Origin of the sequence: Nocardia sp. NPDC057663 (assembly GCF_042799895.1) — a bacterium.
Lineage (GTDB): Bacteria > Actinomycetota > Actinomycetes > Mycobacteriales > Mycobacteriaceae > Nocardia.
Genome location: NZ_JBHVHX010000028.1, coordinates 39859 through 60656, shown reverse-complemented (window position 1 = coordinate 60656; position 20798 = coordinate 39859). Strand labels below are relative to the sequence as shown.

The window sequence follows — 20798 nt, the reverse complement described above, 5'->3', positions numbered from 1 at the left end:
GAGGTCTTCGTCATGTCAGCTCGCCACGCCGTCACCAACGTCCGTGGTCAGTACAGCTAGGTCGGGTTGGTGGGCGGGGTTTTCAGCGGCCAGTTCGCGGCGAAGCGTGACGGCTTGTTCCGTGGGCGCCAGAGCTTCGGTGCGGCGTCCGACCTCGCTGTAGCGGATGCCGAGGTTGTTCAGGGCCATGGCGAGGTCGGGTTGGTAGGCGGGGTTTTCGGTGGCCAGTTCCCGGTAGAGGGTGAGGGCTTTTTCGGCGGGTGATACTGCGTCGGTGCGGCGGCCGACCCCACTGAGACAAGCACCGAGATTGGTCAGGGCGGCGGCGAGGTCGGGTTGGTAGGAAGGGTTTTCAGTGGCCAGCTCCCGGTAGAGGATGACGGCTTCTTCAGCAAGTGGTACTGCTTCGGTGCGGTGGCCGACCTCGCTGTAGCAGGCTCCGAGGTTGGTCAGGGCGGCGGCGAGGTCGGGTTGGTAGGCGGGATTTTCTGCGGCCAGTTCCTGATAGAGGATGAGGGCTTCTTCGGTGGGTGCCACTGCTTCGGCCCGGTGGCCGCGTTCAGCGAATACGTGCGCAATAGCGAGGTCTGCTGAGGCCAAGTCCGGGACAAGATCGAGGCTTGAGTAGGTCAGCTCACGAAAGGCATCAACATGTGCGGGCCCGGCGGATGCGGCGTGGCGGACGGCATAGCGCCACAGATACATCGGGGCGTACGCGGGATGCCCATCGTTGAGCAGGGCGCGGTAGCGTTGCAGCAATGCAGTCGTAACCGGCCCTGCGGCGGGGTCGAAGACTACGTCGTGGGTGGGCTGGAAGGGCTGGCGCAGATGGTCGGCGAGGCTCTGATGCGCCAGCCGATACACCGCCACCCCGGCTTCACCGTCTTGGACCACGTACCGGCCCAGCCCACCCAATACCCAGCTGATGTGCTCTCCGCCGATCTCGACTCCGGTCACCGCTCGCGCCACACAGATCCATTCCGGCTCGGGCAACCCCGCCCCCAACCCCCACGTCAACGCCGTCAACACTTCTCGCGCCACCAAGACCGGATCCTCAACCGGGCTCACTAGGTCGATGGAGGCAGCGATCCGTGCCAGGTCGGTGTCGAACGCCTGACCGAGTGACAACACCAGTCCCGACTCCCAGCCTGCGACACTGGTGTCGATCGCGTACACACGCAACTGGTCGGCGATGATCCGTGCCACCAGGAACGGTGTCGCCACCTGGTCGGCAGCCGCGACTCGCGTCGCGACCAGCTCGGCGTCCATCACCGGCGACACCTCGCGCAGGCGATGCCGCAGATAGTTGCCGATCGCCTCCTGCTGCGAGCGCTGTTCATCGGCTTCGTCCAGGTCGATCGTGTGTGTCGGTGACAGTGCCTCCACCAGCCCCGGCATCGTGTCTGTGCCGGGCAGATCGCGGGTGGACACGATCACCGTCGCGAACGGCGCGATCCGGCACAACAGATCCGTGGCGATGGTGAACGCCTCCCCGCGGGCCTCGTCGAGCCCGTCAATCACAACCACCGGCATCACTCGGTCATGTTGTGCGGCGTGGCGTTGCAACGTGCCCACCAACTCCGCCCCGTTCCGCGGTCCGGACTCCGACGCTGTCAGTACTCCGGCGCGAATCAGGTCCTCGTCCAGCATCGTTGCCAATCGGTCGACGGTCAACCCACGCGCATGGGCGTTCGCGTGTACCGCGTCCTGTCCCGGATCAGCGTGCCCCCACCCGGCCGGTGAACCCAGGCGGGCGCGCTCATCTGGGTTCGATACCGACACAACCCGCCCCACGATCGCCGACTTCCCTGTCCCCGCCGATCCGGTCACCACCTTGATCCCAGCCAGGCCGGCTGTCATCCAGGACACCACCTGGTCGACCTCGCCAGCACGGCCGGTGAACCACGATCCCTCGCCTTCCACCGCACCAGCACGAGCAGCTCGCAGCAGGTGCTCGACCACTCGTGCGGGCGCGCCAGGGCGCCACAACGGGTTCGGGATCATCGGCAGGCCGTACCCGCTGCGCGCGAACCTCGGGCGTTGATCGAGTCCGTCCCATTCCTCGGCATCGAGCAGCGCGTGCCCGAGATCCTCACCCAAGATCATCCGGTTCTGGATCGACCACCGCCGGCGCATATCCGCCGAACGCGGTCCTTCAGCCAGGAGCCGTCGCAGCACCGTGCCGAACACACCGTCACGCGCGGTTTCACCGCCACCTGCTGAAACCAACACCCCGAACCACGCCCGATCACTGTCGGGTGGGAACTCGTCCGCCCACGCCGACGCGATCTCCATCGCCTCGCCCACGCTCACACCCGCATAGCAGGCGTCGATGATGCACAACAACTGCGACGCACCGGACTCGGCACAGAAATCAACCACATCCGCCGCGTTCACCACACCGCGAGCATTCGAAACAGGCAGAGCCAGACGGCGGTTCGGCCGGACGACGCCGTGCCCACTCCACAACACGATCATCGACTCGGCCCGCTGCCTGGCCACCGACTTCAGTAGATCCCGGACACTGGTCTCGTCCGGATCACACAACGGTGCACCCTCGAACACCCCAGCCAAGGACTCCGCGACCGCGCGTACCTCGGCCACCGGGTACTCCAGATCATCGTGATCGGCATACCGATCGACCCCGACGCCCACAAACCGGGAACCGACCTGCTCACCCATCCCGTCGCTCCCTCCACCCGCCACGGTCGACAGCCACGAGACTAGTCTCAGTGAACCCGCGAAACCTGTTGAGCTGAAACAATCTCCAACCCCGCTCCAGCCCCCAAATCAAGCCAAGCTGCGCACCGACTCAACGACCAGAATGAACCGTCACGGGTTGAAGACCGCTTCCTTCCTCGAGGTAGGTGGTCTCCATGTCCAAGCGTTACCCACCCGAGGTTCGCGAGAAAGCGCTGAGGTCGGCCCTTGACCACCTCGACGAGTACCCGTCCGCAAGCGATCGAGCCGATGGTCGACGTGCATTCCGAGAGCCTGCGTCAGTGGATACTGAAAGTCCAAGCCGGTCCGGGTAAGCCCGCCACCGGGGCGAAGACCGCCGAGCAGCTCGAGCTCGAGCAGTTGCGTCGCGAGAACCGAGAACTGTAGCAGGCCAACGAGATCCTTGAGTTGGCGTCGGCTTCTTTCGCGTGGGAACTCGACCCGCGACACCGTTGATCGTCGGATTCATCGATCAACACCGCCAGGTCCACGGCGTCGAGTCGAGCTGTCGCGTGCTCACCGAGTACGGCATCCAGGTCGCGCCCCGGACCTACCGAAAGCAAGATATCGGCCGCCGTCGTCTCGCGATGTTGCTGATGCCAACCTCGAACATGCACTGCGTGGGCTGGCCGATAGCCCTGAGCAGATGTACGGGCGGCGGAAGATGACCCGCTATCTGCGACGGCGCGGACACTCGGCAGCGTTTTGCACCGTCGACCGGCTCATGCGCGATTTGGGCATGAACGGCGTGGTCAGAGGCCGCCGCCACCGCACCACGATCCCCGGCAAGGAGGGGATCCGAGCCGGTGACCGACTCAACCGAGACTTCGGTGCGCAGGCACCGAACCTGGTGTGGGTCGCCGATTTCACCTATGTCTCGACCTGGACGGGATGGGCGTATGTGGCGTTCGTCTTCGATGTGTTCTCGAGATCGATCGTGGGATGGGCCGTGTCATCGACGAAGGCCACTGCGTTGGTGTCCAAGGCCCTCAACATGGCGATCTGGCGACGCGATCACTACGGACATCCGATCGAGCCCGGACTGATCCATCACTCCGACGCCGGCAGTCAATACACCTCGGTCATGTTCACCGAATCCCTTGCCTTGCAAGGACTGTCAGCCTCGATCAGTAGCGTTGGCGATGCTTACGACAATGCTCTTGCCGAGTCGATCATCGGGTTGTTCAAGACCGAAGTCGTCCGCCGACAAGGCCCGTTCAAGACCGTTCCCGATGTCGAATTCGCGTTGATGGAGTGGGTCGACTGGTACAACAATGCCCGCTTGCACTCTTGTCTCGGCTACCTCACCCCGGCCGAGCACGAGACTGCCTACTACGCTCAAAACTCGCCACGCCGACCGGCGCTGGTCAACTCCTGAAGCCGGTCTTCAACCCGTGACGGTTCAACTTGACCGCTGGACGTCAGGCTGATCGCCCTCAGCCTTAAGGTTCTCAAGTGCAGCCTGTCTTGCCGATCGGGACTTCAGGAAACGGTCGGCGAGCGCGGTAGCGCAGGTCCAGTGTTCCTTGGCCAGTGACTTGAGGTCACCTTTCGCACGCGCAACCATGAGCCACTTGATTGTTCGTCAACCGAGGCAGAGGCTCTGTAAACCGCTCCCAAGGAGGGTATCCCGTGTTCGACTCTCATCGAGTCGAGAGCGTCCCCGCGCGCCTGATCCACCGCACCAACTGTCCTCGGTCAGGGAAAATTCAGCCGGCCAACCAGGCTGGAGATGAACTCCTGAGTTGCTGCATCAACAGCGTAGATAATCACCCCCCTCATACCCCGGGTCAACAAGACCTTGTATGTATTTCGGATGAGAACATCGAAATCTTCATCGAAGAGTGTGGAACTCTTCAGCTTTTTGTCCACGTTGGCCGCTCGTCGGATTACGAGGGCTTGGTCCTCAACAACGATCTCGGGACCAAGAATTATGCCCGCCCAATCGAACTCAAATCCTTGCGCGGTGTAGATGCAGCCAACCTGCTCGAAACCACGAGGGTCGTTTGCCCACAGCCACTTCGGCGGGGGGTCTCCGGCGCGGCCGATCCTGTCCTGAAAACTGTTCCAAGGCTTGGACCAGTCGCCTATCTTGATATCATCTATGAGCTTGCCGTCGATGTCTGGGTCGATGGTCCACTCCCAGCAATAGCCAGCCATAATTCTCGCGCTCACCTCGTGGGTGATCTGGGAACGCAGGAAGTCCTCCATCTGTTGTGGCGTGTCGGCTACCCGGACCGTGAAGTTGTCATCGTCCTTCCATTGCATCGGACCGAAAGACCGAAGCCCAAGAAGGTTCAACACCCATTCGTCGTATGCGGCGCTACCGCCGCAGCGGAACTGTCCGTCGAGGTTGATTTGAAATACCGGCAGCCCTGCTCGTGCCGCGTGGTCACGGATCAAATCAACCGTTCCGACTTCGTCGGGGCGGACAACTTGATTCTCATCGAGGAGAAAGACTGGGACCTTCGCGATCTCAATCAGTTCGTCAACCTGTGGGCGTTTCGTCTTGGCGGTTATTCGAGTGTACCTGTCCGTCGATGTTCTGCGGATGCGATGAGCCTCGTCGCAGATGACCACATCTAGCCACTCGTCCTGCATCGTTGCCAGGTTCTTGTAGTAGGTGATCAGCTTCTCCAGCCCGCGTTCCTGTCGACCGTATACCCTCCGCATGGTCTTTGTAATAGCCTCGGATCCGGTCGCATAACGTACCCTGCGCCGTTCCTTGTGCAAACGCATTAGTAGCGACATCGCGATGATGCTCTTGCCGCTGCCAGGTCCGCCAGTGACAAGCACGACGCACTTCTGGTTCGACCGGTAAGCGAGATTTACTCGGTTCAGAACTGCCTCGAACGCTAGTCGCTGGTTGTCGACCAACGACTCGCCAGCCGCGTAGAGATCAGCTGGTGTCGATCTCATCAGTGTCGTCCTCGGCCGGATCTCGCTGTCGAACAGTCGCTCGGCAGCAGGCGCGCCAGAAGTAGGGGCGAGTTGGGAGCGGAGGAACTCGATGAACCCCTCACGCTGGTCGCCCGTGAACAAGCGCCCGAACTGGTCCGGCTGGAGCTGGAAGAGTGGCCTCACGAGCTTCTCTTCGGCGTTATGTAGGTAGGCAACTCCGTGCAGAGCCTCGGGGCGGTCATGTAGCAGAGCTATGTCCCGTTGAAGGTATCGGCAGTATCCCCGCACTTGGTCTACTGGATGCAGCTGATCCCCTCGGGTATGCAACGACCATATGAGCCGGTCACTACCCCACCCCAATTCCGCATGACTCCACTGCTTCAACTCAACAAGGACGTAGTTGTCAGCGCCCGTCTCAGGATGTACCCCAGCCAGGAGTACATCCACACGCTGGCTTGATCCAGGTAGCGAACACTCGATCAGCATGGCGACGTCGCGCAGGCCCGCTTTGATCAGCACCTTGGCAAGCACTGGAAGGCTGACCTCCCAGGCCCGCCGCTCCGGCGGATTGCCCTTCTTGCCTGCGTTTTCGACGATGGCCGGTACCAGTTGCGCCTTCCTGACAAGCGCGACTACCTCCGGAGCCGTCGAACGAAACGCCCGAAGCCTTGCGACGCTCTCGCCACGCTTCACGCTAACCCGCCCCCTGTTTCCTGAAATCGTTTGCAGCGCTGAGCTTCTGCTGTGATGCCTGCGCCGGTTCCTCCGATGATCATCAGAATGCTAGCGCGTCACAACTGTCCACATCGCGCACCCTGGTAGGCGGGGTGACCTAAGGGGTTGAGCCATCGACGCGCGCCTACCGGGGGCCGCATGGTGGCACCACGTGTCGTGGGTCGTGCCACTTCGCCTGCTACAACCTCCTCATGACATTCGACAGGCTCCAGCGCATGGTTGCCGACTTCACGACCGATCGAGCGTGGGAGAACTTCCACACTCCCAAGAACCTCGTTATGGCGCTGACCGGAGAGGTCGGTGAGTTGTCTGAGCTCTTTCAATGGCTGACCGCAGAACAAAGCCAGGTGATCATGGAGACTCCGTCTCAACGTGCCCGCGTCGAGGACGAGGTCGCCGACATCCTCATCTACCTGCTCCGTCTGGCGGATGTTCTCGAGATCGATCTAGGTGATGTGGTCGAGGCGAAGGTCCAGAAGAACGCTGATCGATACCCGGTATCCAAGGTCTACGGTCGGGCCGTGAAGTACACCGAAATCGACTCCGAGTAGTCGTTGGCCACCGACACTCGACACAGACTTCCTCATGCGCTGTGATGTCCACGACGAGCGAAGTGCGCGCATTTGGGCCTATACGGCGTCTCTCCGAACCATTTGCACTGGTAGCCGGGGGTAAACATCTGCTGGGGCTGAGCCCCTACGGCAGTATTAGGCGATGATCACCCGTGCAGCAAACGCTCGCCAGGGACGTCAGCGCCGACGACTCGTCGCAGGGACGCGCACACAAACCAACCGTGAACCTACAAAGCGTCCCAGCTCGGTGAACTCCAGCACCGAACCTGAGGGTTCGCCGGATGTAATCCGGCGCGCGCGGCCGGAGCCTCCGTGGTGGGTCCGCGACGGCCTCATCGCGCTCTTGGTGGGGCTGCTTGTCGCTGGTGGTTCTCTATGGGGACAAAAAGTTGTCGACGACAGCCGAGCCTCCCGCGACCGTGAGATAGCAAACCGGCAAGTCAAGAACGCAGAACGGCTGGAGAACCTCCGATTCGTCCGAGAACGGTCCTCGCCCGAAGTGCAGTCACGCCCCTTCGTCGGACTAGATCTCGAGGGCCAGAACCTGTCAGGCCTCCAGCTCGTCGCCGCGAACTTCTCTGACGCGATTCTGGCCGGGACGAACCTTGATTCCGCGGACCTGACTGATGCCCGTCTGGACCGCGCGGATCTATCCGCTGCTCTCTTGTTCGATGTGAACCTGACCCGCACTTCCCTGTTCCAGACGAACCTCACCGGAGCGCTCCTCTCCCATCGTGATCTCTCGGACTGGGGACAGGGCGGCTCAGTGTCCCTGAGGGACACTGAAATGGACGTCGTGAACCTGAATCGCGCGGACCTGAGGGACGCGGACCTAAGCGGCGCGACCCTCATGCGTTCGGGCCTGAACGACGCCGATCTGTCCGGCGCAAATCTGACTCGCGCGACCTTGGACCGTGTCGGCCTCAGGGGTGCGAACCTGTCTGGTGCGTCGCTGCGCGATGTGAACTTCACCCACGTCGTCCGCGCGGATGGCGCGTACATATCACTCTCGCCTCTGCACGACGTGAACTTGGCCGGCGCTGATCTAACAGGCGCAAACCTGACCAGTGAGGACTTGGTCAACGTCTGCCACAACGAAGCAACCAAATGGCCGAGCGGCTTTACACCCCCACCGAGTAGGACAGAGAACTGCCCACCAGCGCCATAAGACACCGGCGGCCTCAGCCTGCTCCGTGGCGCAGCTAGCATCTGACGGCGCTTGTCGAGACTCTGACCTGACCCCATGACGTCGGTCCGGCTGGACCGACGTCATGGGGTCCCGTCACAACCGCTACTGGTACAAGAAAGGCGACCGGGTCAAGCGGGAAGACCAGCGGAACAAGGTCGGGGCCATGCGCCCTGGAACTCCTGACCGGATCCAGCAAACTCTTCTACATCCAAGACGTTGACACCGGTGAGTTCATCCAGTCATCGCCGCACGGGGGCGCCTTCACGTGGGGCAGGTCAGGCCCGGCGGTGTTCGCCGCGCACACCCTGACTCAGAGCTCCTGTCAGGTTTGGTTGCCGAGTCTTCGCCAACAGATCAGCGCTGCACCGAGGTTCAGGAATCCGTAGTGGATGTCGATGCGACGTTCCCATCGGACAGCCAGGCGTCGGTACTGGTGAAGCAGGGCGAAGGTCTGCTCCACGACCCAGCGGCCCGCGGTGACCTTGTCACGAGTACCTCAGTGTGGGATGTAACCGGTGATCCCTCGCCTGCCCAGCTCGGCATGGACGCTGGGGTAGTCGTAGCCCTTGTCGGTGATCAGATTCTTGATCCGACGCCGCGGTCGCCCCGCTCGGCCCCGTAGCGGCCTGACACCATCGAGCACGACCGGCAGCATCAGGTGGTCGTTGACGTCGGCAGCGGAGAGTTCGACGACGAGCGGAAATCCGTTGCCGCAGGCCAGAACATGATGCTAGGAACCGGTCTTGCCACGGTCTACCGGGCTGGGTCCGGTCGCGACGCCCCTTTTTTGGCCCGAACATGCGAGCCGTCGATCATGACCCGGTCGAAGTCGATCAACCCGGCGGCGTTGCTGCGGTCCAGGACCGCTTGGTGCATCTGTTCGAACACCCCGGCAGCCTGCCAGTCCCGCAACCTGCGCCAACACGTCATCCCGGATCCGAATCCCAGTTCCTGAGGCAGGTCTTCCCATCCGATCCCGGTGAACAGCACGAACAGGATGCCCTGGAACACCAGCCTCGGGTCGTGCTGATCCGGGCCCGGTGTTCCTACGGGCTTCACCGGCAGTAGCGGTTCGATAACCGCCCACAACTCATCATCCGCGACCCACGGCGCTGCCACGACGAAACATCCTGCACAACAACGTGTCTCACCACCAACGGCCGAACATGTCAGGAGCTCTTACGGGGTGACGGTGTCGCTGTCGCGATGGCCGGGGTAGCTGCTCTGGCCAACGTTCCCCACGCCCACTGAACCGTCGGCCGGTGAACCGGCCGACGTCACCGACTCACACTTACGGGACAACCCTTGAACCCAAGGTCGGCCCCGACAGCAGCGAGCTGCTGTCGGGGCCGATACCGTATGTCACTTGCCGCGGAAGATTCGTTGGACCACAGGTGCTGTGGCGACGTCGAGTGACAGGATTCGCAGTCTGCGGCCATCGGATGCGCGGTTGGGATTCGGTTGGGGTGGACCGTCGACGACCATATATCCATAGGGTGCTCGGCCGCCTTGGTGGCGGCCTTCATTGAGGACTTGGGTGTCCATGCTGGCTCGGGTGCGCTGTTGAACGTGCAGTCGAGGACGATTCGCTTACGACGGCTGCCGGGTCGGCATGATCGTGACCTGCTGCAGGTTCACGTGCGCAGGCTGGGATGCCAGGAAGTTGACGGCCTCGGCGATATCCTCCGGATCGAGCCAGGTCATCGCCTGTTTCGAACCCTCGATCCATTCCAGGGCGCCGGCGTCGGTGACGTGGTTCTGCAGTTCCGTGCCGACGATGCCCGGCTCGATCGCGCAGACACGGACATCCTTGGCGCCGAGTTCCGCGCGCAGGGTCCGCGACAGGTGCGTCACGTAGGCCTTGGTGCCCGAGTACACCGCGAAAGTCGGGAACAGGTTCTGCGCGGCGATCGAGGAGGTGTTGATCAGGTCGGCCACGCCTTTGTTCGCGGCCGCGGCGATCAACTGGGGTAGGAACGCGCCGATGGCATTCATCAGGCCGGTCACGTTCAGATCGATCTGCCGCTGCCACTGCTCGACCGGCAACTCCTCGATGGGTGCGGGCAGCATGACACCCGCATTGTTGAACAGCAGATCGGCGGTGCCGAGTTCGGCGGCCACCCGCTCGGCCGCGGTGCGCAGGGCCTGCGCATCGGTGACGTCGACGGTCAGAGCCAGCGCCGTCCCGCCCACCCGTTCGATCTCCTTGGCCAGGAGTTCGAGCCGATCGGCCCGGCGTGCGAGCACGGCCACCGTCGCCCCGGACGCGGCCAGCCGCTTGGCGGTGGCGGCGCCGATGCCGCTGGAGGCTCCCGTCACCACGGCAACGCGACCGGCGAGGGGGGAGGTGTTGTGATTGGTCATGGGTGTGATCTCTCCTGTGTGTCGTCCGCGGCGGATGGCCGCGTATTCGATACAACAGCGGGAACAGGGCCCGTGGACGGCCTAATTACGCCCTGCTCGACCCAGGTCCGGCGAACCTGGGTCCAGCAGACCGACCTTGGTTGCGATGTGTGGCCGCCGTGCCCGTCAGACTGGATCCATGGAGCACAATGCCGAGCTGAAGGAGTTCTTGCGCACCCGCCGCGCGCGCCTGAACGTGGATGACATGCAGATCGGCGGAACAGCCGGGGTACGCCGGGTGCCGGGGCTGCGCCGCGAGGAAGTTGCCCAGCTGGCCGGGGTCAGCGTGGACTACTACAGCCGCCTCGAGCAAGGACGCAACATCAACGTCTCCGACGAGGTCCTCGACGCCGTGGCCCGCGCCCTGCGTCTGGACGAGGTCGAGCGCTCCTATCTGTTCCAGATCGCCCGGGCGTATCCGCGGCGCGCCCGGCGCCGGACTCCGGCGCGAGTGCAGCGGGTCCGTCCCGGGATCCGCCGCATCCTCGAGACGCTCGACGACGTGATGCCCGCCTTCGTCTTCGGCCGCCGCATGGACATCCTCGCCGCCAACCATCTCGCCCGGGCGCTGATCACCGACTTCGAGGCGCTCCCGCCTCGGGAGCGAAACCTGTTGCGCTACACCTTCCTCGACGAGTCCGCCCGCGAGCTGTACCTCGATTGGGAAGAGGTCGCCCGGGACAACGTCTCGGTCCTGCGCCTGGACGCCGGCCGTCACCCGGACGACCCGCTGCTGGCCGAACTCGTCGGCGAACTCGCGGTCAAGAGCCCGCAATTCCGGCGCTGGTGGGCCGACCACAACGTCCGCGAACGCAGTCACGGCAGCAAGCGCTACCACCATCCCCTCGTCGGTGATCTCACCATCGACTACGAATGCGTCTCGCTACCAGGCGATCCCGACCAGACGCTGTGCATCTACACCGCCGAGGCGGGCTCGGCGTCGGAGACCGCGCTGCGGCTGCTCGCCGCATGGACCGGGTCGCAGGCTACGTCCGTGTACCCGGCGGCCGAGGGTTCCGATGCGGAACACCCCGGTGTGCCGCATGCTGAACGGTTGGAGACCGGGGAACGCTGACATTCAGGGCTCGGGTACCCGCCGGGCGGTGATGGTGCCGCGCACAACCGCCGGGAAGCTCACATCGTCGGTCGCGGCGACATGTTCGGCAGGTGCGGTGAGGTGCCTGGCGGTGTCCAGGGTTTCCCGAATGCGCTGGACGAGGGGGTGTCGGTCGGGGTCGTCGACCCAGCGTTCGTAGGCGACCTTGAATGTGGCGATCCCGATTTCGGCCGCGAGTGCTGCGGTGGTGGTCTGTAGACCGCGTTCGCGCAGTGCGTGGGCGAGCGTGGAAGCGAGTGCGGCGAGTTTGGCCAGTTCGCGTTCCTGGAGTTCGGGGTTGGCAGAGATGACGGCGTGGCGTTGCCGTGCCAGGTCTCCGCGTTCTTCGAAGACGGGAGCGGCTTCGGTCAGGGCGTGGGTGATCACCTCGAGCGGCGGGATCGAGACAGGGGCGGCGGCCGCAGCGCTCGCGAGGATGTCGGCGAGGGGGTTGGCGAGGAAGAGGACTTCCCGTTTGTCGGCGAAGTACCGGTAGAAGGTCCGTTCGGTGACGCCGGCGCGTGTGGCGATCTCCGCCACGGTAGTGGCGTCGAAGCCCTGGTCGTTGTAGAGCTCCAGCGCCGCCTTCTCCAGACGGCCTCGTGCGTCGGGTTTCCATCGGCTCATGCTCCGATCCTACACACCGATGACAGAATCTGACATCAAGTGATGACAGTGTCTGACATCAGTGCTACGTTGATGTCACAAACTGACATCAGGTGCCCGCCTCGGGTGGGGTTGCCGCAGCAGAAAGGGCGCACCATGCGCGTATTCGTCACTGGAGCCTCCGGACATGTCGGCTCCGCCGTCGTCCCCGAACTCCTCGAAGCGGGACACCAGGTCGTAGGCCTGGCCCGCTCGGACAAGTCCGCCACCGCCTTGACGGCTGCCGGTGCCGAGGTGCACCGAGGTGACCTCGACAATCTCGACGGCCTCGCCGCGGCCGCGGCCGCGGTCGACGGCGTCATCCACCTGGCCTTCAAGCACGACGCCATGTTCGCCGGCGACTTCCACAGCGCGGTGGCAGCGGATCTGCGCGCCATCGCCACGCTCGGGGACGCGCTCGCCGGCACCGGCAAGCCTCTGGTGACCACGTCGGGAACTATGCTGCTTGCCTTCGCGGGGCTGGGAGACGCCGCCACCGAAGCGGACGTGATCGACGCGGGGCCGCGGATCGACGCCGAGAACGCGGTGGTCGCACTCGCGCAGCGCGGCATCCGCTCGTCCGTTGTCCGGCTTGCTCCGGCCGTGCACAGCACGCTCGACCACAACGGCTTCATCCCGACCTTGATCTCTATCACCCGGTCCAAGGGCGTCGCCGCCTACGTCGGCGATGGGGCCAACCGCTGGCCCGCCGTGCACACGCTCGATGCGGCCCGCCTGTACCGGCTGGCGCTGGAATCGGCGCCAGCGGGATCACGGCTGCACGCCGTCGATGACCAGGGGATCCTCTTCCGGGAGATCGCCGAGGCCATCGGCTGCGGGCTGAACGTGCCCGTGGTCAGCATTCCGGCGACGCAGGCCGACGGCCACTTCGGCTTCCTCAGCGCCCACGCCACGGCCGACAACCCGTCCTCGAGCACGCTGACCCGGGACCTCCTCGGCTGGAAGCCCGTCCAGCCCGGCCTCATCGACGACCTCGGTCAAGGTCACTACTTCGACGGGGCGGCGACGAAGACGCCGTCGCCTGCACGTCGGGCAAGGCGTGGAAGGTGCTAGGGAGCCGAGGGATGAAGATGCGGCCATCAACAGTGCGATCCGACGGATAACGAAGCTACGAAGGCAGACCTATGCCGACTCATCTCAAAGGGCAGGCCGAGTTTGCTGGTCCAGCATTCGCTGTCATACACGGCGACATTGAGCGCGATGCGCTGCGACTCGGGTGTGGTGGGTGTGGGTCCAGGCGTCGCGTTCGGCGGCGAATGGGTCGTCGACAACGGCCCATTCGTCGTTGATGAGCTGCGTGGTGCGCCGGTCGGGGCGGTATTCGGGCCAGCCGGGTGTACCGATGGTGACGAAGTCGACCCAGGCGCGATGTACTCGGGCGGCCAGCGGGGCAGGAGCTGGCGTGCCGAGTAGCCCGTCCGCGCCCTCGAAGGTGGGCAGCAGGTTGTCAAAGACGAAGGGCAGCTCGACGATGTGGGTGGCGCCTAGTTGCCTGGCGAGTGCGGGTGAGCGCCAGCCGAACGCATAGGCGTAGGTGCGGTTGCCCGCCGCCGAGTGACTGTCGGCCATGGCTCGGCTACCGGCCCCGAACACCGCGTCCCCGAGGATGATCGAGCGCAGCCTGCCTGGCGTGGCGGTGGGATGCAGCCTCCTGTAGACCGACAGCAGCCGGTCCGGGTCGGGGTCGGCGTACTCGGCGGCTTCGGTCAGGTGTTGCGGGGTTGTCGCCGCCGCGACGCCGTTGGGCAACAGATACAGATTTCCTTCATCGGTGTTGTGGCCGATCAGCAGGTCGACAGGTTGGCCCGCTGCGCGAGCCACGGTGGTGACGGGCTGGTCGTCGAGGACCACACCCAACGGTGTAATCCGTTGCAGCGGGTCACGGACCGTCGCGGTGCCGAGGTCGAGACCGGTGAGCTCCGGCACGGCATCGATGAGCTGCTGATCTGTCAGGTCGGCGAATCCGTCTAGTGTCGCTGCTACCCCGAGCGTCGCTGCGGCGGCATCACGCACGATCGCGGCCTGATCGCGGCTGAATGCTGCTCCGCCGCTGCCGCTTTGCATCACGGCACGGCCGAACAGGCCGGCAGCCTCGGGTGCGGCGATCGCGGCGGCGGTGAGCATCGCCCCGGCGGACTGACCGGCCAGGGTCACCCGCGCGGGGTCGCCGCCGAAGGCGGTGATGTTGCGGTTGACCCACGCCAACGCGGCAACCACATCGGCGAGGCCCCGATTCGGGAAGGCGCCGGGGAGGTCGAGGAACCCGGCAATGCCCAGGCGGTAGTTCACCGTGACAACCACGACGCCGTGCTGTGCGAATCGGGAGCCGTCGAGCATCGGCGAGTGCGACGACCCGGCGACGAACGCGCCGCCGTGCAAGAACACCAGCACCGGGGCACCGCCGGCCGCATCGCGGGGTGACCAGATGTTGACAGTCAGGTAGTCGGGTCCGACCCGCCACCCGGGGGCGAAATACGCCGAGATATCCAGTGATCCGAAACGGCCGCGCGGTAGCTGCGGTGCGGTCGGCCCCGGCGCGGTGGCCGCACGCACACCCAGCCACGGCTGAACGGGAGCCGGCGCCTGAAAACGGCCGATCCCGACCGGCGCGGCGGCGTAGGGGATGGAGTAGAACACGGTGTGGGTCGGGTACGCAGTGCCGCGGAGCCGGCCGCTTTCCACCTCGAGCACGACATCGGCGGGTTGCGAACCGGCGGATTGTGAAGCCATCATGGAGCGCCTTGATCTGGGTAGCGTGTGAGGGGTGCAGCGCCGCCCCGCGCGGGTGCGGGGCGGCGCGACTTCGGTCAGTAGGCGGGCAGCGGAGCCCAGTCCTTGATCGCGAACGCGCTGGCGTCGCGGACGATTTCGAGGGCGCTGTGTCCGCTGAAGTGCGCGGGCAACACCAATGCGGTGTGGTCGGCCGCCCAACCCAGCAGCCGAAGTCGGGTCGCCCTCGCGGCGGCGGGGTCCTCGCAGAAGCAGCTGTTGTGTTCGGGGTGAGCGATCTGCAGGGGCGTGTGCACCAGGTCTCCCGCGAACAGCGCTTTCTCGCTGCCCGACGCCAACACCAGCACGCTCGAACCGGGAGTATGCCCCGGTGCCGCCCGCAACGTGAGGTTCGCGTCCACGACGTATTCGGTCTCCCATAGCTGCACCTGGCCTGCGGCGTAGACCGGTGCGACGCTGTCCTCGAACACGTTCTCGTTGACACCGCCCGTGATGTTCGGGTTGTTGGCCGGATTCCAGTGCTCGTAGTCCGCACGCGGCATCAGGTAGGTGGCGTTGGGGAACGTCGGCACCCACTGCCCGTCCACGAGGCGGGTGTTCCAGCCGACGTGATCGACATGCAGGTGGGTGTTGATCACCAGGTTCACGTCCTCGGGCGCGATGCCTGCCGCGGCGAGATTGGCCAAATACCCCAGGTCGAGGTGGTCCCAGGCGTCGACCGCCGGGCGGGTCTTGTCGTTGCCGATGCCGGTGTCCACCAGGATGATCCGGCCTTCGCTGCGCAGCGCCCAGGTCTGCATCGCGACCTGGACGATGTTGTCGACCGGGTCGAGGTGATCCGGAACCAGCATCGTCCGCTGCTCGTCCCAATGCTGGTCGGGTGAGCCGGGGAAGAACTGGTCGGGCGTCATGCCCACCGGCCCGTGCATTTCCTCGACCCGCGACACGGTGACATCACCGAGCACAATCTCATTCATCAGGTTCCTTCGCTGCGTGTTCCCGACGCCGTGACCGGGCCGGACGGCTCGTGGGCCGTGCCACTGAGTTTTCAACTGCCCGGCGTCGGTAACCACACCCTGCGAAGGTGCCGCCGGCGCGGGTGCGTCAACGGTGTCCACACCCCGACAGGGTCAGGACAACTCTGCATCCGGTAGCGACAATGACGTGATGAGCGACCGCGAAGACCAGTCCGGACAGCTTGGGCCGTTCCTCAAGGCCTGCCGGGCCAGGGTGCGACCCGAGCAGGTGGGGCTCACGCCTTACGGCGAACGTCGCCGTGTCATCGGACTGCGCCGCGAGGAGTTGGCCCTCCTGGCAGGGGTCAGCCCGTCCTACTACGCCCGGCTCGAACAGGGCCAATCCCGCAACGCCTCCCCGGAGGTCCTCGACGCTATCGCCGCCGCACTCGCGTTGACCGCCACCGAACGACGCCACCTGCACGCACTGGCCGAGTCCGCAGGCCGCCGCCGCCACACGCGCCCGGCACCCATCGAGCACGCTGACCCAGCTCTGCTCGAGCTGCTCAACGCCATGCCATCGGTGCCTGCGCTCGTGCTGGGTCGCCGCAGCGATGTGCTCGCCTGGAATCGTTTCGGCCACGCCCTGCTCGCCGCGAATCTCGACCCCGACTGCCCGGCGGTCCCCGGTCGCAGACCGAACATGACCCGGATGGTGTTCCTCGACCCCGACACCCGAGCCCTCTATGCCGATTGGCCGCGCAAGGCCCGCGCAGTCGTCGGCAACCTGCGGCTTGTCGCAGGCGCCCACCCCGACGACCCAGCACTTGCGTCGTTGATCGGTAGCCTCACCATGGCCAGCCCGGCATTCGGCACCCTCTGGAACGACCACAGGGTCCAGGCATGCGCGACCGCCCATTACCAGCTGCACCACCCGCTGATCGGGGACCTCACCATCACCCAACAAACACTGAGGTCGGTCGAACACCCCGACCAGACCCTCGTCACCTGCACAGCCCCACCCGACTCCCCGTCGGCGTCAGCACTGGCCGTCCTGACCCATGTGACTCAACCAGCCGAGCCGCCCGCACGGCTTGCCGACAATCGGCACTCGACGCCCACCGCGGCCACATTCAATTGGAGCCACCGGTGAGTCGTCACGGGTTGAAGACCGCTTCCTTCCTCGAGGAAGATGGTCATCATGTCCAAGCGTTACCCACCCGAGGTTCGCGAGAAAGCGCTGAGGTTGGCCCTTGACCACCTCGACGAGTACCCGTCCGCAAGCGATCGAGCCGATGGTCGACGTGCATTCCGAGAGCCTGCGTCAGTGGATACTGAAAGCCCAAGCAAGTCCGGGTAAGCCCGCCACCGGGGCGAAGACCGCCGAGCAGCTCGAGCTCGAGCAGTTGCGTCGCGAGAACCGAGAACTGTAGCAGGCCAACGAGATCCTCGAGTTGGCGTCGGCTTCTTTCGCGTGGGAACTCGACCCGCGACACCGTTGATCGTCGGATTCATCGACCAACACCGCCAGGTCCACGGCGTCGAGTCGATCTGTCGCGTGCTCACCGAGCACGGCATCCAGGTCGCGCCCCGGACCTACCGAAAGGCCGGATTCCGCCCTCCCTCGGCCCGCGATATTGCAGACGCCGACCTCGAACATGCCCTCCGGTGAAATCGTGGGTCGAATTTCTTGACGGGGGGCCGGGGCGTTCCTACGCTCGCGGATATACCGGGCAATTGTCACCGACAGGTGTCACCCGGGTCTCACAACGGCGTGAGTGGGTGAGCGTGATGAAGAACCCGGCGGTCGATCGTTATCGGGGACGGTGCCCGGCGCGGACCGCCGCACTGCTCCTGCTCGCGACAGCGATCGGGGTGGTACTCGGGTCGGGCACCCCCGCGGTGGCCGCGGCCTGCACCCCGGTGGACGTGGTCGTCGCCAGGGGAGCCGGTGAACCGGGACCACTCGGCAGCACGGTCGGTGATCCACTCTACGACGCACTTCAGCACCGGGTTCCGGTCGCCGTCGAGGCCTACGCGGTGGACTATCCGGCGGACCTGACGGTGCCGTCCGCGCTGAGCGACGGAACCAGGAACATGACCGACCATCTCGTCGCGCAGGCGATGATCTGTCCGGATCAGCGCTTCGTCTTGGTCGGCTATTCGCTCGGCGCGGTTGTCACCCACGGCGTGCTCGGGAACGGGATGGTGACCGCGCTGCCCGGTATCTACCCGCTGCCCGCCGACCTGGCCTCGCGGATCGCGGCGATCCTGCTCTTCGGTGACCCGATGCGGGCCGTCGGCTCGGCCGTGCCAGCGGGATACGCCGGGCGCACCGGGAACTACTGCGCGGCCGGTGATCCGGTCTGCGGCGGTGGGATCGACGCCACGGCGCATTCGAACTACAGGTGGGCCATGGAGCCCGCGGCGGATTTCGCGGCGAGCCAGGTGTGACGAGCGTGGCCGGTCGTGTCCGGCCCCAGCCTGGCCGGGATGGTAAGTCCTCACCGCTGCGCCTTTTGGCGCAGATTTCGAGCCAAATCCCTTGTCAAGCCACGACTTCCACCGAAATACAATCCTGGTAGATGATCTCGTGGCAGACGTGCCACTGCGGATTGTCCGGGTACTCGGTCCGCAGCCGGCCAGCGATCTGCTCTGGACTCCACTGCAGGAGCAGTTTCGCTTGCACGAGCGTCCGTAGTTGTTCGTCGCGGGCAAAGACGCTGCGCCGCACACGACGGGCGTGCTCTCGGGCGCGGGCGTGCGCGAGTCCGGCCTCGTAGCGGCTGTCGTCTCCGTGGCGAATGTTGCGCCGAAGCTCGCGCGAGATCGTCGACGCGGCACGCTTCAACCGCCGCCCGATCTACCTCACCTCCGCACCGGCGTCACCAACGCCATGGCCTCGAACGGCTAGGATAGAAGCAATTCAAATTGTGCGCGTGAGCTCCGGCGGCTGCTCGAAAGCACCTTTCGAGAACCTTCCGTCGCCGCGCATCCGGTGAATACTGTGCATTTCGCGACGGCATCAAGGAGCACGTATGAGCGAGGCTACCCACCTGAATGTCTTGATCGTGGGCGCTGGACTGTCGGGAATAGATGCTGCTGTCCACGTCAGCCGTGCCTTTCCGGCGAAGAGCTATGCGGTGCTGGAACAGCGAGGAGAATTGGGTGGGACCTGGAGTCTGTTCCAATATCCGGGTATCAGGTCGGACTCCGACATGTACACCCTCAGTTTCGGATTCAGGCCGTGGGACGGGGAAAACGCCATCGCGGACGGCGCTGACATCCTGCGCTATCTGCGTGAGACGGCAGCGAAGTACGGCGTCGATCAGCGGATCCGATACCACCACCGAGCTACCAGGTTCTCCTGGTCCACAGACGAGAAGTGCTGGACGGTGACGATCGAACACGTCGATACCGGTGAAACGTCGACGCTCACCTGCGACTTTCTGTTCTCCGCGAGTGGCTATTACGACTACGACCATGGCTATACACCCGACTGGCCAGGCCTGGACGCCTACCGCGGCACACTGGTCCATCCGCAACACTGGCCGAAGGATCTGGACTACACCGGTAAGCGGGTGGTCGTGATCGGTTCGGGCGCCACCGCGGTCACGCTCATCCCATCGATGGCCCGTGAGACTGCACATATCACCATGTTGCAGCGGACACCCACCTATATCGTGAGCCAGCCTCGGAAGGACCCATTTGCCCGGGTACTGAACAAGATCCTGCCCGGCAAGCTGGCTGCCAAGGTGATCCACGCACGCTATGCCGCCATGACAATCGGTTTCTACGAGTTCTGTCGCCGCAACCCCAAGACGGCCAGAGCCTTGTTGGAACGGTGGGCGAAGGTCCACCTACCTGACGGTTTCGACTACGCCAAACACTTACGCCCACCGTATGATCCGTGGGATCAGCGGGTGTGTCTGGTGCCCGGAGCCGACCTGTTCAAAGCGATCCACAGCCACAAGGTCGACATCGTCACCGACATCATCGAGCGGTTCACCACGAATGGCGTCGCGCTCACTTCGGGCCGCGAGCTCGAGGCCGACATCGTCGTGACCGCCACCGGTCTCGAGGTGGTCCCGATGGGTAAGGCCGAGTTCTACGTCGACGGTGAGCAGATCGAACTGGGCAATACGTTCACCTACAAGGCGATGATGCTCAGCGACGTCCCGAACTTCGCCTTTGTCATCGGCTATACCAATGCTTCCTGGACTCTGAAGGCGGATCTGGTCTGCGAGTACGTCACGCGATTGCTCGACTACATGGACCAGCACAACCTGAAGGTTGTCGTCCCGCGGCTGGCGGAGGGTCTCGAGCCGAAGCCGTTGCTCGACCTCACCTCGGGCTACCTGCAGCGCGCGGCAGGCAAACTACCCGTCGCCGGTGACCGCGACCCGTGGCGGCTGAAACACAACTGGTACTTCGACAAGAAGGCGCTGCGGCACAGCCGGATCGACGACGGTGTGGTGGCGTTCTCCGAATGAGCCCGCGCCGACCGCGCTCCGCGGCTGAGCGGCGATGATGGCGCGGTAGCGTAGGTCCCGCAACGAACTACTCTGTCGTGGCGATTTCGTGGACCAGCTCCTGATCGGATCGATCGGCGCCCGCCGGTCATCCTGGCCATGCCGCACGACCTGAGCCCTGTTGCGAGCGGTCACGTCCGCGCCATCCGTACCGTCGCTGGAGCCACTGATGCTGTGTTCTGCGGTCGTGCCTGTGTCGAACGCCCGGTTGGTCTCCGTCGTGGCCTCGATGTCCTCGTGCCCGTTTCGGGATTGGTCTGCCTCACCTACGCCGAACTCGAGTACGCGTGGCGGTGG

General features: G+C 64.7%; 15 protein-coding genes, 2 pseudogenes and 2 other annotated features. Of the genes and pseudogenes, 9 read left to right on the top strand and 8 right to left on the bottom strand.

The genetic code is table 11. The features are described from left to right. Positions 1–15: 15 nt before the first annotated feature. Entirely contained in the window at positions 16–2682 is a 2667-nt protein-coding gene (locus ACFVAV_RS32930; protein WP_379039502.1) for a tetratricopeptide repeat protein, read from the bottom strand. Between the two features lie 194 nt (positions 2683–2876). Here ACFVAV_RS32930 and ACFVAV_RS32925 point away from each other — a divergent pair. After that, positions 2877–4099 (top strand): annotated as a pseudogene (locus tag ACFVAV_RS32925) (IS3 family transposase). Next, positions 3138–3266, top strand: a sequence feature (AL1L pseudoknot). It overlaps the preceding pseudogene by 129 nt. A gap of 320 nt (positions 4100–4419) precedes the next feature. On the opposite strand, the gene ACFVAV_RS32920 reads toward ACFVAV_RS32925, so the two are convergent. After that, positions 4420–6315: a DNA/RNA helicase domain-containing protein gene (locus ACFVAV_RS32920; RefSeq protein ID WP_379039500.1), complete on the bottom strand. Its 1896-nt coding sequence runs from the start codon at positions 6313–6315 to the stop codon at positions 4420–4422. Between the two features lie 233 nt (positions 6316–6548). Here ACFVAV_RS32920 and ACFVAV_RS32915 point away from each other — a divergent pair, with 233 nt between their 5' ends. Both ACFVAV_RS32915 and ACFVAV_RS32910 read left to right on the top strand, forming a co-directional pair. After that, the gene (locus tag ACFVAV_RS32915) at positions 6549–6908 is read left to right on the top strand and encodes a nucleotide pyrophosphohydrolase (RefSeq protein ID WP_379039498.1); all 360 of its coding nucleotides are present in this window, start codon (positions 6549–6551) and stop codon (positions 6906–6908) included. Between the two features lie 268 nt (positions 6909–7176). Further along, positions 7177–8097 carry a pentapeptide repeat-containing protein gene (locus tag ACFVAV_RS32910; protein WP_379039497.1) on the top strand — a complete coding sequence of 307 codons (921 nt, stop codon included), beginning with the start codon at positions 7177–7179 and terminating at the stop codon, positions 8095–8097. A gap of 343 nt (positions 8098–8440) precedes the next feature. On the opposite strand, the pseudogene ACFVAV_RS32905 reads toward ACFVAV_RS32910, so the two are convergent. Then, positions 8441–9237 (bottom strand): annotated as a pseudogene (locus ACFVAV_RS32905) (IS5 family transposase). Positions 9238–9708: 471 nt separating this feature from the next. Further along, a complete protein-coding gene (locus ACFVAV_RS32900; protein WP_379039496.1) occupies positions 9709–10482 on the bottom strand; it encodes an SDR family oxidoreductase in 774 nt (257 codons plus the stop codon). Positions 10483–10660: 178 nt separating this feature from the next. Here ACFVAV_RS32900 and ACFVAV_RS32895 point away from each other — a divergent pair, with 178 nt between their 5' ends. Next, complete coding sequence (locus ACFVAV_RS32895) at positions 10661–11596, top strand: helix-turn-helix transcriptional regulator (protein ID WP_379039494.1); 936 nt, start codon at positions 10661–10663, stop codon at positions 11594–11596. A 3-nt stretch (positions 11597–11599) separates the two neighbouring features. Here the strand turns inward: ACFVAV_RS32895 and ACFVAV_RS32890 are convergent, their stop codons facing one another. After that, a complete protein-coding gene (locus tag ACFVAV_RS32890) occupies positions 11600–12244 on the bottom strand; it encodes a TetR family transcriptional regulator (RefSeq protein WP_379039492.1) in 645 nt (214 codons plus the stop codon). A gap of 135 nt (positions 12245–12379) precedes the next feature. Here ACFVAV_RS32890 and ACFVAV_RS32885 point away from each other — a divergent pair, with 135 nt between their 5' ends. Continuing rightward, positions 12380–13336: an SDR family oxidoreductase gene (locus tag ACFVAV_RS32885; RefSeq protein WP_379039507.1), complete on the top strand. Its 957-nt coding sequence runs from the start codon at positions 12380–12382 to the stop codon at positions 13334–13336. Between the two features lie 123 nt (positions 13337–13459). Here the strand turns inward: ACFVAV_RS32885 and ACFVAV_RS32880 are convergent, their stop codons facing one another. Together ACFVAV_RS32880 and ACFVAV_RS32875 are read right to left on the bottom strand one after the other, a co-directional pair. Continuing rightward, the gene (locus ACFVAV_RS32880; RefSeq protein ID WP_379039491.1) at positions 13460–15013 is read right to left on the bottom strand and encodes a carboxylesterase/lipase family protein; all 1554 of its coding nucleotides are present in this window, start codon (positions 15011–15013) and stop codon (positions 13460–13462) included. A 77-nt stretch (positions 15014–15090) separates the two neighbouring features. Then, on the bottom strand, positions 15091–15990 hold the full coding sequence (locus tag ACFVAV_RS32875) for an MBL fold metallo-hydrolase (protein ID WP_379039490.1): 900 nt from the start codon (positions 15988–15990) through the stop codon (positions 15091–15093). Between the two features lie 190 nt (positions 15991–16180). Here ACFVAV_RS32875 and ACFVAV_RS32870 point away from each other — a divergent pair, with 190 nt between their 5' ends. The 3 genes from ACFVAV_RS32870 to ACFVAV_RS32860 all read left to right on the top strand — a co-directional run bounded on the left by ACFVAV_RS32870 (position 16181) and on the right by ACFVAV_RS32860 (position 18423). After that, entirely contained in the window at positions 16181–17122 is a 942-nt protein-coding gene (locus ACFVAV_RS32870; protein WP_379039489.1) for a helix-turn-helix domain-containing protein, read from the top strand. A 100-nt stretch (positions 17123–17222) separates the two neighbouring features. Next, entirely contained in the window at positions 17223–17402 is a 180-nt protein-coding gene (locus tag ACFVAV_RS32865) for a hypothetical protein (RefSeq protein ID WP_379039488.1), read from the top strand. Between the two features lie 29 nt (positions 17403–17431). Further along, positions 17432–17560: a sequence feature (AL1L pseudoknot), on the top strand. 200 nt (positions 17561–17760) lie between these two features. Continuing rightward, positions 17761–18423: a cutinase family protein gene (locus tag ACFVAV_RS32860; protein WP_379039487.1), complete on the top strand. Its 663-nt coding sequence runs from the start codon at positions 17761–17763 to the stop codon at positions 18421–18423. A 94-nt stretch (positions 18424–18517) separates the two neighbouring features. Here the strand turns inward: ACFVAV_RS32860 and ACFVAV_RS32855 are convergent, their stop codons facing one another. Continuing rightward, a complete protein-coding gene (locus ACFVAV_RS32855) occupies positions 18518–18820 on the bottom strand; it encodes a transposase (RefSeq protein ID WP_379039508.1) in 303 nt (100 codons plus the stop codon). Between the two features lie 187 nt (positions 18821–19007). Between ACFVAV_RS32855 and ACFVAV_RS32850 the strand changes: the two genes are divergently transcribed. Further along, positions 19008–20462, top strand: coding sequence for a flavin-containing monooxygenase (locus ACFVAV_RS32850; RefSeq protein WP_379039486.1), 1455 nt, complete (start codon positions 19008–19010; stop codon positions 20460–20462). Positions 20463–20798: the final 336 nt, after the last annotated feature.